We start from the raw sequence: 15,294 nt of genomic DNA, 5'->3' as shown, positions 1-15,294 counted from the left end.
TTTGAAGGCCGACTCATCGCCCCGTTAGAGGCTCGAAGTCAAGCCCCAATCGCGATCGTCGCGAAGCGGCGATGAACCCCGAACGTCGTCCCTGCCTGCGCAACCACCCACCCAAGGTGATCGCCGCATTGCCTGCCCAGCCACGGTGCCAAGGTGATCGCCCACGGACGCAACCCAACCCCGGTGCCAAGGTGACAGACAACGGACCCCCGCACCCCCAAGGCGACAGCCCACGGACGACAGCCGGCAAGGCCCCAGGCACGACCAGCCACCAACCTGCTACACCCCGCTCACACCCCCGCCCATAAGCTCCCCGCCATGCGCAACGTCCTGCTCATCGCTTCCCTTGCCCTAGCCACCACCGCCCTCGCGGCCTGCGGCAGCGAGCAGAAGCCCGCCGCCGACGCCCCCTGCAAAGCCGAGGACTTCAAGGTCTCCGGTGACTTCGGCGCGGCACCCAAGGTCGAGATCCCGGCCTGCAAGCCCACCGACGAGCTCATCGTCAAGGACCTGGTGGCCGGTACCGGCGCCGAGGTGAAGCCGGGGACTACGGCTTCGGTGAACTACCAGCTCACGACGTTCAGCGACAAGAAGGTGCTGGACAGCTCGTTCGAGCGCGGGGAGCCGTTCGACGTGGAGAACGTCGGTCAGGCGCCGGTCATCGACGGCTGGAACGAGGGGATCGTCGGGCTCAAGGAGAAGGGGCGGCGGCTGCTCATCGTTCCGCCGGCCAAGGGGTACGGCAAGGGCGGCAACGGCATCAAGCCGAACGAGACCCTCATCTTCGTCATCGACGGCGTGAAGGTGACCGCCGCGAAGTAGCACCGCTCAGCCCCACCGCGCAGCAAAAACCGCAGGGGAGCTTTCGCACGCCCCGGACCGCGCGAAAGCTCCCCCGAGGGCGGGGTCACGGCAGGAGCAGCAGCTTCCCGGTCGTCCGGCGCGACTGCAGGTCGGTGTGGGCCTGGGCGGCGTCCGCCAGGTCGTACCGGCCGCCGATGCGCACCGACAGCGTGCCGTCGGTGATCGCGCCGAACAGGTCGGACGCGCGGGACTCGTACTCGGCGCGGTCGAGCAGGTACGCGCCGGTCGACGGGCGGGTCAGGAACACCGAGCCGGCGGCGTTCAGCCGTTGCGGGTCCACCGGGGGGACCGGGCCGGAGGAGGCGCCGAACAGGGCGAGCAGGCCGCGGGGCTTGAGGGAGGCCAGTGACTGGTCGAACGTGTCGCGGCCGACGCCGTCGTACACCACGTCGACCTTGTCGATCCGCGCCGCGAAGTCGCCGTAGCGCAGCACCTCGTCGGCGCCGGCCTCGCGGGCCAGCGCCTCCTTCTCGTCGGTCGACACCGTGCCGATGACGTGCGCGCCCTTGGCCTTCGCCCACTGCGTCAGCAGGAGGCCGACGCCGCCGGCCGCCGCGTGCACGAGCACCCGGTCGCCGGGCTGCACGGCGTGGGTCGAGTGGACCAGGTAGTGCGCGGTGATGCCCTGCAGCAGCACGGCGGCCGCGGTCTCGACGTCCAGGCCCGACGGCACCCGCACCGCCGCGGCGGCCGGTACGACGACCTCGGACGCGTAGCTGCCCAGCACCGACATCCACGCCACCCGGTCGCCGGCCGCGAAGTCGGGTGACCGGGACTCGACAACCTCACCGGCGCCCTCCAGGCCCAGGGCGGTCGGCAGCGGCACGGGGTACAGGCCGCTGCGCTGGTAGGTGTCGATGTAGTTGACGCCTGCCGCGCCGACCCGCACCAGCAGCTCGCCGTCACCGGGTGTGCGCGCGTCCACGTCGGTGTGCTCCAGCACCTCCGGGCCACCGGCCGCTCGCACCACCACTGCCTTGGGCATGTGTCCTCCTGGATCGACTCGACCCGGACAACCCCGGGTCACCGCCCGATGTTCCCGTTCTCACCGGATGGGAGCAAAGGCGGTGCCGTCACTCCTCGCCGAGTGCCACGCGGCGCGCGAGGCCGAGCGGCAGGGCGCCCGAGCCCGCGATCCGGTCGTGGAAGTCCCGCAACGAGCCCAGGCCGCGGCCCAGGTACTCCTCGCGGATCAGGTCGATCTCCAGCGCGCCGGTCAGGTAGGCCGGTGCCTGCGTCGGCCGCGCGCAGTACCGGCTGACCTCGCCCGCGGCGGTGCCCGGTGTCAGGGCGGTGCGCGCCACCATGAACGACTCGGCCTCGTCCGGCGTCATGTCCCCGCAGTGCAGCGCCGTGTCGACGACCATCCGCGCCGCGCGGAACAGCCGGGCCTCCACGTGCCCCAGCACCGCGCCGGGGGTCGTGTAGTGGCCGACCGAGCGCAGCAGCTTCTCCGCGTACAGCGCCCAGCCCTCCGAGAAGTACGGCGTGCGGAACACCCACCGCAACGGGTGCGCGTCGCCCTGCGCGGCCACCCACGACGCGTGCCAGTGGTGGCCGGGGTAGGCCTCGTGCACCGAGATCGTCGGCAGCTGCGAACGGGCGTTGGTGCGCAGCCGCTGGGTGATGTCGAGGTCCGACGCGCCGTCGGCGGTGAACGGCACGAAGAAGTGTCCGACCCGGCCCGCGGTCATCGGCGGCGGGCCGACGTAGCTCGCCACCGCCATGACGGCCCGGTGGAACTGCGGCGACGGAACGACCCGGCACTCCTCGCCCTCGGGCAGTGTCACCAGCTGGTGCTCGACCAGTGCCGTCCGTGCCCGCCGCGTCTCCGCCTCGTACTCCGCGCGCATCGCCTCCAGCGTCGGCGGGTGGTCGTCCTGCAACGCGCTCATCACCGAGCGCCAGTCCGGCGTGCCGGCCAGCTCGACCATCTCGGCCTCCAGCGCGGCGTACGCGTCCTGTCCGCGCTGGTGCAGCTCCGGCGAGCCGTAGCCGAGCATCTCCTTGTCCTGCAACAGCGCCGAGTACAGCTTCTCGCCCATCCGCCAGTCACCGGTGGCGCGCAGCGCGAGGTCGTCCAGGAACGCGGCGAACCGGTCGAACGCCTCCGCGGCGGGCACCGCGGCGTCCACCAGCCGCGCGCGCAGCTCCGGCGCGGACACCTCCAGCGGCAGCGCGTCCAGGACGAACGACCGGCCCGTGCGCGCCTGGGCGAGGGCACGCCGCACGACCAACGGGGAGGCGAGCGCGGGGTCGAGGTTGCGTTCGGCGGCGGCGAGCACCGACGGCACCTCGGCCAGCTTCGCCGTCGTCGCCTCGACCAGGCCCTCCTCCGGCAGCAGCCGGTGCAGGAACGGCAGGAGCAGTCCGAAGAAGACCGACGCCGTGTACTCGTGCGGGTCACGCCGCCACGCCGGCCACGCCTCCATGGCGAGCTCGCCGCGCAGCACCGACAGCACCAGGTCGCGGTCCACCGACGCGGGTTCGGGCTCCAGCTCCGCCCGCCACGCGGCGTTCTCCCTGGCCCGCCGCTCGAACGCCGCGGCGGAGAAGTCGCCGAACGTGGAGTAGTGGGCGAGCGAGCCGACCTGCGCCGCGTGCGCCGGGTGCTGCTCGAAGTACCACGAGAGGTAGGCCGTGAGCGTGTCGGTGGTCACCCGACCGAAGCTACCTGCTGGTTTTAGAGTGTGGAGCGTGTCTGATCAAACCGTGCAGAAGCGCATCGCCGAGTTCGTGAAGGTCCACGGCAAGCCGGACCAGGCCGTCCGCGCGGTCGTCGAGCCGATCGGCCGGGCCGGCGCCCGGATCGTGCTGGTCGGCGCGGACGGTGCCATGGGTGACGTCATCGTCGGGGACGTCGAGTCCGCGACCGCCGCCGTCGAGGCGGCCACCGGTGTCGAGCAGGCCGAGTGGGACCGCGAGACCACCGCGGCCACCCGGATCGGCGCCGCTCACCGCCGCAAGATGGCCAAGATGCAGTCGTGAGGGTCGTCCTGGTCTCCTGTGCGGCACTGCCCAGGGGTGACGGCGACGACGACCCGCTGTTCGACGCACTGGCCCGCGACGGCGTCGACGTCGCGTGGGAGGTCTGGGGCGGCCGGGTGGACGCCGACCTCGCGGTGTTACGCGTGCCGTGGGACTACACCGAGCGGCTCGACGAGTTCCTGACGTGGTGCGACACCGTGCCCGCGCTCGCCAACCCCGCCGCCGTCGTGCGCTGGAACACCGACAAGTCGTACCTGGTCGAGCTGGCCGCCAGGGGCGTGCCGGTGGTGCCCACGGCCGTGGTACGGCCGGGCGGCACACCCGTGTGGCCGGACGGCGAGTTCGTCGTGAAGCCCACCATCGGCGCGGGCTCGCGCGGGGCCGGCCGCTTCACCGACCACGACCTGGCGCTGGCACACCTGCGGTCGCTGGGGAAACCGGCGCTGGTGCAGCCGTACCAGTCCAGTGTGGACGAACGCGGCGAGACGTCGCTGGTGTACTTCGCCGGCGAGTACTCGCACTCGTTCCACAAGGGACCGATGCTGAGGCAGGGCAGCGCGGCGTCCGACACCGGTCTCTACCTCCTGGAGGAGCTGGCCGGCAGCGAACCGTCGGCGGCGCAGCTCGCGCTCGGCGACGCGGTGCTGGACGCGGCGGCCGAGCTGCTCTCGTTGGCGCCCAAGGACTTCCTCTACGCACGCATCGACGTCGTCGAAGGCGCGGACGGCGCGCCGTTGCTGCTGGAGCTGGAGCTCACCGAGCCGACGCTCGGGTTCAGGTACACCGGCGCCGAGGCGGCCGCCCGCATGAGTGCGGCGATCCAGGCCGCGGCGTCCCGGTAGCCGACATCACCGGACATCACCGGACATCACCGGACATCACCAGGGGGACCGATGAAAGCGGAGATCAACGGCATCACCGTCGGCTACGACGACGAGGGTGCCGGCGACCACGTGCTCGTGCTGGTGCACGGCCACCCGTTCGACCGCACGATGTGGCGGCCGCAGGTCGAGCACTTCAGCACCGAGGGCTGGCGGGTGGTTGCCGCCGACCTGCGCGGCTACGGCGAGTCCACCGTCGTCCCGGGCGTCACGCCGCTGTCGGCGTTCGCGCAGGACGTCGTGGGCCTGCTCGACCACCTCGGCGTCGAGCGGTTCGTGCTGGGCGGGCTGTCGATGGGCGGCCAGATCGTCCTGGAGTGCCAGCGGCTCTTCGGCGACCGCATCCGCGGCCTCCTGCTCGCGGACACGTTCGCCCAGGGCGAGACGCCGGAGGGCAAGGCGGCCCGCAACGCCATGGCCGACCGGTTGCTCAGCGAGGGCATGGCCGGCTACGCGGACGAGGTGCTGACCAAGATGGTGGCGCCGCACAACGTCGAAGCGCTGCCCGAGGTCGCCGACCACGTCGCGCGGATGATGCGCGACGCACCACCGGAAGGTGCCGCCGCCGCTCTGCGCGGACGCGCCGAACGGCCCGACTACACCGACCTGCTCGGCACGATCGCCGTGCCGACGCTCGTGGTGGTCGGCAGCGACGACGAGTTCACGCCGGTCGCGGACGCGGAGTACATGCACCAGCGCATCCCCGGCTCGGCACTCGTCGTCGTGCACGGGGCCGCGCACATGCCCAACCTCGAACGCCCGGAGGCGTTCAACAAGGCCCTCGACGCGCTGTTAACCGAGGCCTGACCCGATCCCGGTGAGCCCGCGGACCTCCATCTCGGCCTGCTTGCGGGCGTCCGCGGGCTCGCCGCCGAACACCGTGCCCAGGAACCCGGCCAGGAACGACAGCGGGATCGACACGATCCCGGGGTTGCTCAGCGGGAAGATCGCGAAGTCGGCGTCCGGGAACACCGACGACGGCGAGCCGGAGATGGCGGGGGAGAACACGATGAGCAGCACGCACGACGTGAGGCCGCCGTACATGCTCCACAGCGTGCCGCGGGTGTTGAACCGCTTCCAGAACAGCGAGTAGAGCAGCGTCGGCAGGTTCGCCGAGGCCGCCAGCGCGAACGCGAGCGCGACCAGGAAGGCGACGTTCTGGCCGTTCGCCGCGATGCCGCCGACGATCGCCAGCACGCCCACGCCGACCGCGGTGAGGCGGGCGACCTTGACCTCGTCGCGCGGGTCGGCGTCGCCGCGCTTGATGACGTTCGCGTACACGTCGTGGGCGAACGAGGCCGACGCGGTCAGCGTGAGGCCGGCGACCACGGCGAGGATCGTCGCGAACGCCACCGCGCACACGACGCCCAGCAGCACCGTGCCGCCGATCTGGAACGCCAGCAGCGGGGCCGCGGAGTTCTCGCCGCCGGGCGCCCCGGTGATCTTGTCGGTGCCCACCAGCGCCATCGCGCCGAAGCCGATGACCAGGGTGCACGAGTAGAAGATCGCCATCATCCACGTCGCCCACACGACCGAACGGCGTGCCTCACGCGCGTTGGGCACCGTGTAGAAGCGCATCAGCACGTGCGGCAGTGACGCCGTCCCCAGCACCAGCGCGAGGGCCAGGGACAGGAAGTCGATCTTGGAGAGGTCCGAGCCGCCGTACTTCACGCCCGGCGAGAGCACGGCCTCGCCCAGCGGCGACTTCTGCGTCGCGCGGTCGAGCATCGCGGAGAGGTCGAAGCCGAACTTGCCGATCAGGAAGATGGTCAGCAGCGACACGGTCACCAGCAGCAGGACGGCCTTGATGATCTGCACCCACGTGGTGCCCTTCATGCCGCCGACCAGCACGTACAGCACCATGACGATGCCGACGACGGCGATGATGACCGCCTGGCCGACCTTGCTGTGCACGTCGAGCAGCAACGCCATCAGGCCACCGGCGCCCGCCATCTGGGCGATCATGTAGAAGATCGAGATGACCAGCGTCGAGTTGGCGGCGGCGGCGCGGACCGGGCGCTGGCGCATGCGGAACGCCATGACGTCGCCCATGGTGTAGCGGCCGGTGTTGCGCAGGCGCTCGGCGATCAGCATCAGGCCGATCAGCCAGGCCACGACCCAGCCGATCGAGTAGAGGAAGCCGTCGTAGCCGTTCACGGCGATGGCGCCGGAGATGCCGAGGAACGACGCCGCGGACAGGAAGTCACCCGACAGTGCGATGCCGTTCTGCGTGCCGGTGAAACTGCTGCCCGCCGCGTAGTAGTCCGAGGCGCTCACGTTCCGCGTGGCGGCGCGGTAGACGACGTACAGCGTCAGCAGGACGAAAACGCCGAAGACGGACAGGTTGATCGCGGTGTTCGCCCCGGTCACGCGAGCTCCTCATCGGTGCCGACCAGCGCGCGCACGCGGTCGACCTGGGGGTCGAGACTCTTCTTGGAGTAACGCGCGTACGCCATCGTGATGACGACGGTCGTGACGAACTGGAGGAATCCCATCGTCAGGCCCACGTTCACTGTTCCGAACAGCGGAGTGCTCATGAAATCGGCGGCGTAAGCGGAAAGCAACACAAACGTGACGTACCACGCGAGGAACAGCAGCGTCGCGGGAAGAATGAATCGCTTGACGCGCCGCTTGAGCGCGAGGAAATCGTCACTCGTTTGGATGGCACCGAAATCAGGCTCACCGTCACCATCGATCAGCAATGAGTGATGTGAGTCGTCAAAGGTCGCGAAACCGGGCGTCGCCGGGCGTGACACGGAGGGCAGCGCCTTCGTCATCAACCGCTCGATTCGTTACGGGGAGTGCCCGGCAGGCGCCCGCGCGGAGGCCGCGGCCGAGCCAGGGGTGGAGGGCGCAAGCGTAACCACGCGTGGCGGCGAGTCAATCCCTTGAACGTGCAGGACCACCCCAACAGGTTTGATGTGACGCAGGGTGACGAGCCGTGCACGCCCCAGGTCGTTGTCGCTGCACGATCTCTGGCCTACTATCCGCACACACCCGATACGGCGGATCTCGATATCAAGCCCCTGGGTGACTCAACTAGTGGGGATTCCAGGCCAGGAGGTAGCCGATAGTGGGGCACTTCGAGCGCGCCTTGGGGATCATTTCGTGAATGTCGAGTGGAGAAAGATCAGCGACTGGCGCAACTGGCGGCTGCCGGTCAAGCTCGGCGTCGTGCTGCTGGTGCCGGTCGCCGTGGCCGTCGGCGCGGGCGCACTGCAGATCTCCGGATACGTCGACCGGTCGAACTCGTACGTGCAGATGCAGGGTCTCGTCCGGCTCAGGGCCGACCTCGCGCCGCTGATCTCCAGCGTGCAGCAGGAACGGACCCTGGCCGCGCAGAGCGCCACGAGCGGGTCCGGCGTCGGCGCCTACCAGAACCAGATCAGCGCGACGGACAACGCCGCCGCGACCGTGCGCCGCCGCGTCGAACGCACCGCGGGCCTGAGCGACGTCGCGCGCAACCGCTTCACCGAGATGGGAGACCAGCTCGGTCAGCTCAAGAGCTTCCGCGAGAAGGTGACCACCGGCGACGGCGACTCCACGGCGCCCACCACCGGCTACACCGGCGTCGTGAAGTCGTTGCTGGACTTCGAGCAGGCGCTCGTCAGCCAGTTCGGCGACCCGGCCATCTCCGGCACCGCCATCGGCCTGCACAACATGGTCATCGCGCAGGAGCAGGTCTCCCAGCAGCACGCGATCGTGCTGTCCGGCATCGGCCGCGGCAAGCTCCTCGGCACCGAGGTCCGCGCGCTGGAGCAGTCCGACATCCGCCTGCAGGACCGCCTCGGCGACTTCCAGGCCGTCGCCACCGCCGGCCAGCGCCGCGACTACGACCAGACCGTCACCGGCGTGGACGTCGCGAACCGCGGCAAGCTCGTCGAACGCGCGCTCACCCAGCCCGACGGCACGCCGGTGCCCACCAGGGCCGGCCAGCCCAAGCCGAACCCCGCCCAGACGCTCGGCATCGCCGTCGACGAGTGGAACAAGGCCTCCGGCTCGACCGCGCGGCTGATGGAGCAGGTCACCCGCGCGTTGCAGGACGAGCTCGCGAACTCGGCCGCCGCGCTGCAGGACGACACGTCCAACAAGGCCGGTGCCGCCGCGGTCATCCTGCTCGCGATGCTGCTCGTCGCCGTCACCCTCGGCTTCGTCATCGGCCGCTACCTGCTGCGCTCGCTCTCGGAGCTGCGGCACTCCGCGCTCGACGTGGCGCACCACCACCTGCCGCAGGTCGTCGCCGCGATCCGGGCCGACCGCCAGCCGGACACCACCATCGAACCGGTGCCCGTGCACACCAGCGAGGAGTTCGGCCAGCTGGCGCGCGCGTTCGACGCCGTGCACGAGCAGGCCATCCGGTCCGCCGTGGAGCAGTCGTCGCTGCGGTCGGGCATGAAGAACATCTTCGTCAACCTGTCGCGCCGCTCGCAGGGCCTCGTCGAGCGCCAGCTCAAGCTCATGGAGGAGCTGGAGCGCCACGAGGAGAACCCCGAGCAGCTCGCGAACCTGTTCAAGCTCGACCACCTCGCGACGCGCATGCGCCGCAACAACGAGAACCTGATGGTGCTCTCCGGCACCGACGTCGCACGCCGCTTCCACCAGCCGGTCCCGCTGGCCGACGTGCTGCGCGCCTCCGCGTCGGAGATCGAGCATTACCAGCGCGTCGTCGTGAAGTCGACGCCGTCGGTCGAGATCGTCGGCTACGCGGCGAGCGACCTCGTCCGGCTCGTGGCCGAACTGCTGGACAACGCCACCGCGTTCTCCGCGCCCAGCACCCAGGTCGTCGTCGGCTCCCGGCTCGACCAGCAGGGAGCGGCGCTGATCGAGGTCGCCGACCAGGGCATCGGCATGGGCCCCGCCGAGCTCGCCGAGGCGAACGAGCGGCTCTCCTCCGGCACCGAGGAGGACGTGCCGGTCTCCCGGCAGATGGGTCTGTTCGTCGTCGGCCGCCTCGCCGGCCGGCACGGCATCACCGTGCGGCTGCGCTCGGCCGCTGAGGGCGCGGAGGGCCTGCGGGCGTTCGTGCTCGTGCCCGCGGAGCTCGTGCGGTCCCACGAGGACGCCGAGGTCCCCGCCGCGCCCCGGCACGCCGCGCTGCCCCAGCCCAAGCAGGTCCCCAGGCAGGTCCCGAAGCAGCCGCACGTGGTCGTGAAGACGCCGAACCTGGCGCCGGCCCCGGTCGCGCCCGCGATCGAGGAGCAGCGGCAGTCGCCGGAGTGGACCTCGTTCCGCGGCGCCGCGATCGAGCCGCCGCTGCCGCCGCTCACCGGTGGTGTCCCCGGCACTGTGAACGGCCACAACGCCCACAACGGCACCGCGCACGCTGGCAACGGCCACACCGGCAACGGCCACACCGGCAACGGCCACACCGGCAACGGCCACAACGTCAACGGGCACACCGGCAACGGCGCCCGGCCGGCGCAGCCGTCGCCGGGGGAGACGACCTCGTCGTGGTTCGCCGGCACGAGCGGCACGAACGGCACGGCACAGCCGGCCGGCGATGGCGCCGCACCCGAGGTGCCACGCCCGGCGTCGTCACCGTCCGTGACGGGTTCGTGGTTCGGCAAGAAGGCTTCCGGCACGGTCTGGGAGCAGCCGGGCGACCCCGCGGCGGACGCGGGGGAGACGGAAGCGGGGTTGCCGAAACGCGCTCCGCGTAAGAACCTGCTACCCGACCTCGCGGAACGTCCCGAGAACGGGGTGCGGCCGGTCAACGGGCCCAAGCGCGACCCAGAACGCGCACGGGGCTTCCTGGCCAGCTACCAGACAGGCCTTCGCCAGGCCCCGCTGGGGGGCAACGGGAACGGGAACGGCCAGTGGAACGGGCAGGAGAAGGCATGAGCACCCCTCAGTCGCGCCAGGTGGACCAGTTCGGCTGGCTCATCACGAACTTCACCGACCGGGTGCCCGGTGTCGCGCACGCGATCGTCATCTCGGTGGACGGGCTGCTCCTGACGAAATCCTCAGGTCTGCCGCCGGACCGCGGCGAGCAGCTGGCCGCGATCGCCTCGGGCGTGACCGCGCTGACGATGAGCGCTTCACGCTGTTTCGAGGGCGGCGGAGTGTTGCGCACCGTGATCGAGATGGACTACGGGATCATGCTCCTCATGTCCATTCGAGACGGGTCCTGTCTGGCGGTGCTCGCCGCCCCCGACAGCGACGTCGGCCAGGTCGCCTACGAGATGACCGTGGTCGTCGACCAGGTGGGCCAGATCCTCACCCCCGAACTGCGAGCGCAGCTGCACAGCGTGAGGTGATCATGAGCTCGGCCGCTGAGGGGCACCGACGACGCAGGCGGGCGGAAACGCCCGCGGAGCAGACGTTCGCCGACCTGATGAACGGGTTCTCCCTGAACTCGTCACGGCGGCGGCCGACCCCTGCGCCGCAGGTGCCCGCACGGGAGGTCCCTGCCCCCGTGTCCCCGGCTGTTCCCCTTGTGCCACAAGAGGAAGAAGCCGCTTTCGAGGCGTCCGCCGCGGACGCGCGGGACGCGTCGATCGTGCGCGCCTACGCGTGGACGGGCGGGCGCACCCGGTCCAGCGTCAACCTCGAGATCGAGACACTCGTCTCCGCCAATGATCAGAGCCGGCAGTCTGCGGGTATCTTGCAGGCTGAGCACCAACACGTCGTCGAGCTGTGCCGCTCGCCGCGATCCGTCGCGGAGGTGGCCGCACTGATGCGTCTCCCGCTGGGGGTCGCGAAGGTGTTGCTCGGCGACCTGGCGGAACGAGGTCTGGTGGACGTGCACCAGACTGTTTCCGCGGGCGGTGACACGCCGGACCTCGGGTTGATGGAGAGAGTGCTGGGTGGACTACGTCGGCTCTAGATTTCCCGACTGCGGGCCTCCCGGGCCTCCTGGTCGGGAGCTGACTTCGGCCAAAGTCGTGGTCGCCGGTGGATTCGGCGTCGGCAAGAGCACCTTCATCCGGTCGGTACTCGAGAACGACCTGCTCACGATGACCGCGCTGCCGCCGGAACGCGGCCTGGTCACGGAGCTGGTGCGCATCCAGTTCGGCCGGGTGTGGCTCGACCCCGGTCTGGCGCTGCACCTGTTCGTGGCCCCGCAGTGGCAGAACCCCCGCGCGGGCTGGAACGACGTGGTCCGCGGTGCCGTGGGTGCCGTCGTGCTCTTCGACGTGATGCGCCCGGCCGACTCGGTCGACGTGATGCGCTACTTCGAGGACCACCGGATCCCGTACGTCATCGCGCTGAACAACGTGCACGCGTCCGTCCGCGCGGACGTGCAGTCGATCATCCGCGGCATGGGCATCGCGCCCGCGGTGCCCGTGGTGAACTGCGACCCGCGGCTGCGCGTGTCGGTGCGCGAGACGCTGATCTCGCTGGCCGAGCACGCGAAGCTGGACCGGTGGCGGCGCCGGCCGGGCCCGGACGAGACGACGCCGCTCGCGCCCGTCTGCTGACGACGAGCCAGGAGGCCCGGCCTCCTGGCTCCCGCCCGGCCTCCTGATCCCGTGGCCGGAACCCGGTCAGGCTCCGGCGGCCACCACGTACGGTGCGCCCCACACGGCCTTGCCCGCTCGGCACTGGGACTTGTCGACCGTCGCGATCGACGACCGCAGCGTCAGGGCGAAGACGCCGGGCGGCAGGTCCGCCTTCACCGGCTTGGCCTCACCGGGGTTGACCACGACCTCGGCGACCGGCTTGACGAGGTCGCTGTTGACGAAGACCTGGAACTTCACGACCAGCTGCGGGTCGGAGGTCGAGTCGGTGCCGACCGCCGCGACCTCCAGCCGCTTGAAGTTCTTGAGCCGGAACTGCTGGTCCCTGCTCGTGGTGTAGCAGGAGTTCAGGCTCGCCCACACCGAGCTCTGGTGCTGGGTGAGCTGGACGTCGTGGTCGCCGTTCTCGAACGTCCAGCTGTTGTTCGGCACCGGCAGGTCGGCCAGCCACACGGGCGCGTCCGCGCTGAGCGAGCTGCCGTCACCGGCGAGGGCGGACGGCGGCGGTGACCCCGTCGGCGTCGCCGCCGACGAGGAGGACGGCTTGGTGGTGGTCGACGGCACGGTCGTCGTCGGCTGGGTGACGACTGCGGTGGACGTCGTGGTGCCGGTCGGTGCGGCGGAGCCGCCGTCGGACGTGAGCGCCCGCGCGGCGACGAACCCGAGCAGCAGCAGGACGACGGCCGCGGCCACCCCGGCCACGACCTTCCCGCGCCGGCGTGGATCCGGTGGTGGCGGCACGACCCTGCCTCCCAGGTCCGAGTGGAGCTGCCGGCCGAAACCGGGGTCCTGGCGCAGCTCGCGGGCCAGGTGCAGGCGCAGGGTCTCGACCTCGACCGGGTCGGCGGGGTTCGCGAGGAACCGCGCCAGGATCTCCTGCGGGTAGGGACCGGCCAGCTTGGCCTCCAGGTGCCCGAGCAGGCCCTCCAGCTGCGCGTCGAACGCCGCCGGGCCCACCTCGCTCTTCCGGATGACGTACTGCGACAAGGCGTGTACGGCGGAACTGGCGAGAACGTCGTCATCCATCCTGTTCGTCCCTCTTCTCTCGCAGGTGTGCGATGTACATGTCGCGCAACATCCCCAGAGCCTGCGGTGGCAGGAGCGGCTTGCCGTCCGGTCCGGTCGGGGTGCGGCCGGAGCCGGGGTCGGCCATGCCCACCACGAAGTCCCGCGCCAGGTTCGTGAGGTTGCCGATGAGGCGTCCGAGCGGTTCGGGCGGCGGGTGCGGAGCCTGTCCGCCGTGCGCCTGCAGCTGGTCGGTGAACCCGCTCGCCGCCTTGAGCATCGCCTCCAGCGCGGCGCCGCGGATCGGGTCGTGCGCCTGGTCGCCGGTGGAGACGTTCTGCAGCAACGACATCACGTCCTGCAGCGACCAGTCGAGCTTGCCCATCTCGTTCGCGATGGCGCGCGCGAACGGTTCCGGCTCGTCGAGGCGGGTGAGCGCGACGTGCACGAGCCGTTCGAGCTTGCGCGGGTCGGCGTGGAACAACGCCGTGATCGGCCCGAGCAGGCCGGGGTGGCGTGGAAGTGCCCGGCCGAGCACCGTCAGCGCGGTGACCAGCCACTCGTCGGGGAAGACGACGGCCATCGTCGTGACCAGGGCGGGGTGGGTGGCGAGCGTGGCGGCGACGAGGTGCTCGCCGAGGGCACCGGGGCGGACCGCGTCGACCGGGTGCGGGCCGGGGTGCAGGCGCGACCACGACTCCACGTGGGCGCGCACGGCCTGCGGCTCCTGGCCGAGGAAGTCGGGGAGCCGGACGACCAGCGCCTCGGCCTGCTCGGCGGACGCGGGGATGCACAGCGTGGCCAGGGTTCCGATGACCGCGAGCGCGGAGGTGTCGCCGTCGGCGCGGGCCATGTCGTGCCGGTGCAGCACGGCGAGCGGGTCGGGCCCGGTCCGGCCCAGCACGGAGTTCAGCGCGTGCGCGTGGATCTCCAGCAGGGTCCCGTCCGGTGCGGTGGCGGGGATCGGCCGGGTGCCCAGGACGTCGGCGAACGCCTCGACGGCGGTGCTGAAGGAGACCCCGGCCGGTGCCGGTCGCAGCGTGATCGTGCCGGCCCGCCCGGACGGCCGGAACAGCGCGGCCACCCGTTCGTCGCGGTGCTCGCGCAGCTCCCGCAGCCAGCTGCCGTCGGTGCGGCCCAGCATCAGCAGCCTGGTCGGGGCGTCGTGCACGGCCGAACGGGCGCTGACCGCCTCCGCCAGCGCCAGCAGCTGCTCCGAGCGCAGCTCCGCGTCGTCCACGACGGCGAGCAGCGGCCGGTCGATCGCGCTGGTGCGGCGGATCTGAGCGGCGGGCGCCTGGCCGCCCAGCAGACCGGCGAGCCACCCGTCGGCCGCCATCCGCCGGCACAGCTCGACCGCGAGCCGGGTCCGGCCGGACCCGGCGGGTCCCACGACCAGCTTCGTCGAGTTCGGCGCGGAGTCGTGGGCCCACGCCACCAGGTCGGCCAGCTCGCGCTCACGGCCGTGGAACGGCACGACCGCCCGTTCGGGGTGCAGCAACGTGCTGGGTGCGGCGTCCGGCGTGAACGGTGCCGGCGGCTGCACGAACAACCGCGGCACCACCAGCGACGGCGCCAGGTCCACCAGCCGTTCCACGAGCTCCGCCATGTCCTTGTGGAAGCGGCGGTGGCTCATGGTCTGCGCCTGGATGCTCGCGAACCGCCTGATGTCCGGCGGCAGCTCGTCGTGGCGTGGCCGCCGCGCGTTCTCCGGGGTGTCCATCAGCAGGACCGGCACGACCGGGATGCCGTGCGCCAGCGCGTAGGCGATCTCGTCGTGCACCCAGTCGCCCTCGGACTCGATCCGCGGCCGGTGCGTGACCGGGTCCTCCTCCAGCCAGCGCGGGCCGATGACGGCGACGAGCACCTCGGCCTCGTGCAGCGCCCTGCGGATCTCGCTCGGGTAGTGGGTGCCCGGTTCCATCGACACCGCGTCGCGGAAGACCAGGTGCGGCCCGAAGTGGTCCCTCAGCACCTGCGTGATCGAGGCCGCGCCGTAGGGGTTGTCCTTGACGCGGTAGTTGACGAACACGCCTGGCATGCCACGAGAAAAGCACGCGGCACCGCCGAACGGAGCAGACCGCGGACCATTGACC

The 15,294-nt window shown here is 71.2% G+C and carries 14 protein-coding genes; 8 read left to right on the top strand and 6 right to left on the bottom strand.

All coding sequences use genetic code 11. The features are described from left to right. The first annotated feature begins 318 nt into the window (after positions 1–318). Positions 319–822, top strand: a complete 504-nt coding sequence (locus ADL03_RS37190; protein WP_053738318.1) for an FKBP-type peptidyl-prolyl cis-trans isomerase — start codon at positions 319–321, stop codon at positions 820–822. An 85-nt stretch (positions 823–907) separates the two neighbouring features. On the opposite strand, the gene ADL03_RS37185 is transcribed toward ADL03_RS37190, so the two are convergent. Together ADL03_RS37185 and ADL03_RS37180 are read right to left on the bottom strand one after the other, a co-directional pair. Further along, positions 908–1,849 (bottom strand): quinone oxidoreductase, encoded by a 942-nt coding sequence (locus ADL03_RS37185; protein WP_053738317.1) that lies wholly within the window; start codon positions 1,847–1,849, stop codon positions 908–910. An 88-nt stretch (positions 1,850–1,937) separates the two neighbouring features. Beyond that, positions 1,938–3,524 carry a DUF885 domain-containing protein gene (locus ADL03_RS37180; protein ID WP_053738316.1) on the bottom strand — a complete coding sequence of 529 codons (1,587 nt, stop codon included), beginning with the start codon at positions 3,522–3,524 and terminating at the stop codon, positions 1,938–1,940. Between the two features lie 37 nt (positions 3,525–3,561). On the opposite strand from ADL03_RS37180, the gene ADL03_RS37175 reads away from it, so the two are divergent. The 3 genes from ADL03_RS37175 to ADL03_RS37165 are packed head-to-tail and all read left to right on the top strand — an operon-like array spanning position 3,562 to position 5,540. Further along, a complete protein-coding gene (locus tag ADL03_RS37175) occupies positions 3,562–3,852 on the top strand; it encodes a hypothetical protein (RefSeq protein ID WP_053738315.1) in 291 nt (96 codons plus the stop codon). After that, positions 3,849–4,694 carry a RimK family alpha-L-glutamate ligase gene (locus tag ADL03_RS37170; RefSeq protein ID WP_053738314.1) on the top strand — a complete coding sequence of 282 codons (846 nt, stop codon included), beginning with the start codon at positions 3,849–3,851 and terminating at the stop codon, positions 4,692–4,694. Before ADL03_RS37175 ends, ADL03_RS37170 begins: the two co-directional genes overlap by 4 nt. 51 nt (positions 4,695–4,745) lie before the next feature. After that, entirely contained in the window at positions 4,746–5,540 is a 795-nt protein-coding gene (locus tag ADL03_RS37165) for an alpha/beta fold hydrolase (protein WP_053738313.1), read from the top strand. Here ADL03_RS37165 and ADL03_RS37160 read toward each other — a convergent pair. Next, positions 5,526–7,103, bottom strand: coding sequence for a cation acetate symporter (locus ADL03_RS37160; protein WP_053738312.1), 1,578 nt, complete (start codon positions 7,101–7,103; stop codon positions 5,526–5,528). The two genes, ADL03_RS37165 and ADL03_RS37160, sit on opposite strands and share 15 nt — an antisense overlap. Further along, complete coding sequence (locus ADL03_RS37155; protein WP_053738311.1) at positions 7,100–7,510, bottom strand: DUF485 domain-containing protein; 411 nt, start codon at positions 7,508–7,510, stop codon at positions 7,100–7,102. The genes ADL03_RS37160 and ADL03_RS37155 overlap by 4 nt, the downstream gene beginning before the upstream one ends. 331 nt (positions 7,511–7,841) lie before the next feature. Here ADL03_RS37155 and ADL03_RS37150 point away from each other — a divergent pair, with 331 nt between their 5' ends. From ADL03_RS37150 to ADL03_RS37135, 4 genes are read left to right on the top strand one after another with little or no spacing between them, the layout of a single operon-like run. Continuing rightward, positions 7,842–10,574 carry a nitrate- and nitrite sensing domain-containing protein gene (locus ADL03_RS37150; protein ID WP_053738310.1) on the top strand — a complete coding sequence of 911 codons (2,733 nt, stop codon included), beginning with the start codon at positions 7,842–7,844 and terminating at the stop codon, positions 10,572–10,574. Continuing rightward, on the top strand, positions 10,571–10,990 hold the full coding sequence (locus ADL03_RS37145; protein ID WP_053738309.1) for a roadblock/LC7 domain-containing protein: 420 nt from the start codon (positions 10,571–10,573) through the stop codon (positions 10,988–10,990). The genes ADL03_RS37150 and ADL03_RS37145 overlap by 4 nt, the downstream gene beginning before the upstream one ends. Before the next feature lie 2 nt (positions 10,991–10,992). Then, complete coding sequence (locus tag ADL03_RS37140; protein ID WP_063798842.1) at positions 10,993–11,559, top strand: DUF742 domain-containing protein; 567 nt, start codon at positions 10,993–10,995, stop codon at positions 11,557–11,559. Positions 11,560–11,617: 58 nt separating this feature from the next. Further along, on the top strand, positions 11,618–12,154 hold the full coding sequence (locus ADL03_RS37135) for an ATP/GTP-binding protein (protein WP_053738307.1): 537 nt from the start codon (positions 11,618–11,620) through the stop codon (positions 12,152–12,154). Positions 12,155–12,220: 66 nt separating this feature from the next. Here ADL03_RS37135 and ADL03_RS37130 read toward each other — a convergent pair whose 3' ends face one another. Both ADL03_RS37130 and ADL03_RS37125 read right to left on the bottom strand, forming a co-directional pair. Then, positions 12,221–13,219 carry a hypothetical protein gene (locus tag ADL03_RS37130; protein WP_157529628.1) on the bottom strand — a complete coding sequence of 333 codons (999 nt, stop codon included), beginning with the start codon at positions 13,217–13,219 and terminating at the stop codon, positions 12,221–12,223. Then, a complete protein-coding gene (locus ADL03_RS37125; RefSeq protein ID WP_082373795.1) occupies positions 13,212–15,239 on the bottom strand; it encodes a toll/interleukin-1 receptor domain-containing protein in 2,028 nt (675 codons plus the stop codon). The genes ADL03_RS37130 and ADL03_RS37125 overlap by 8 nt, the downstream gene beginning before the upstream one ends. Between the last annotated feature and the right edge of the window lie 55 nt (positions 15,240–15,294).

Origin of the sequence: Nocardia sp. NRRL S-836 (genome assembly GCF_001279525.1) — a bacterium.
Lineage (GTDB): Bacteria > Actinomycetota > Actinomycetes > Mycobacteriales > Pseudonocardiaceae > Lentzea.
Note: the sequence above shows the minus strand (reverse complement) of the source record. Positions and strands in the feature narration are given on the sequence as shown.

Coding starts and splice junctions, on each gene's coding strand:
- ADL03_RS37145 (WP_053738309.1), top strand. CDS start 10,571: ATGAGCACCCCTCAGTCGCGCCAGGTGGACCAGTTCGGCTGGCTCATC.
- ADL03_RS37140 (WP_063798842.1), top strand. CDS start 10,993: ATGAGCTCGGCCGCTGAGGGGCACCGACGACGCAGGCGGGCGGAAACG.
- ADL03_RS37185 (WP_053738317.1), bottom strand. CDS start 1,849: ATGCCCAAGGCAGTGGTGGTGCGAGCGGCCGGTGGCCCGGAGGTGCTG.
- ADL03_RS37165 (WP_053738313.1), top strand. CDS start 4,746: ATGAAAGCGGAGATCAACGGCATCACCGTCGGCTACGACGACGAGGGT.
- ADL03_RS37155 (WP_053738311.1), bottom strand. CDS start 7,510: ATGACGAAGGCGCTGCCCTCCGTGTCACGCCCGGCGACGCCCGGTTTC.
- ADL03_RS37130 (WP_157529628.1), bottom strand. CDS start 13,219: ATGGATGACGACGTTCTCGCCAGTTCCGCCGTACACGCCTTGTCGCAG.
- ADL03_RS37125 (WP_082373795.1), bottom strand. CDS start 15,239: ATGCCAGGCGTGTTCGTCAACTACCGCGTCAAGGACAACCCCTACGGC.
- ADL03_RS37190 (WP_053738318.1), top strand. CDS start 319: ATGCGCAACGTCCTGCTCATCGCTTCCCTTGCCCTAGCCACCACCGCC.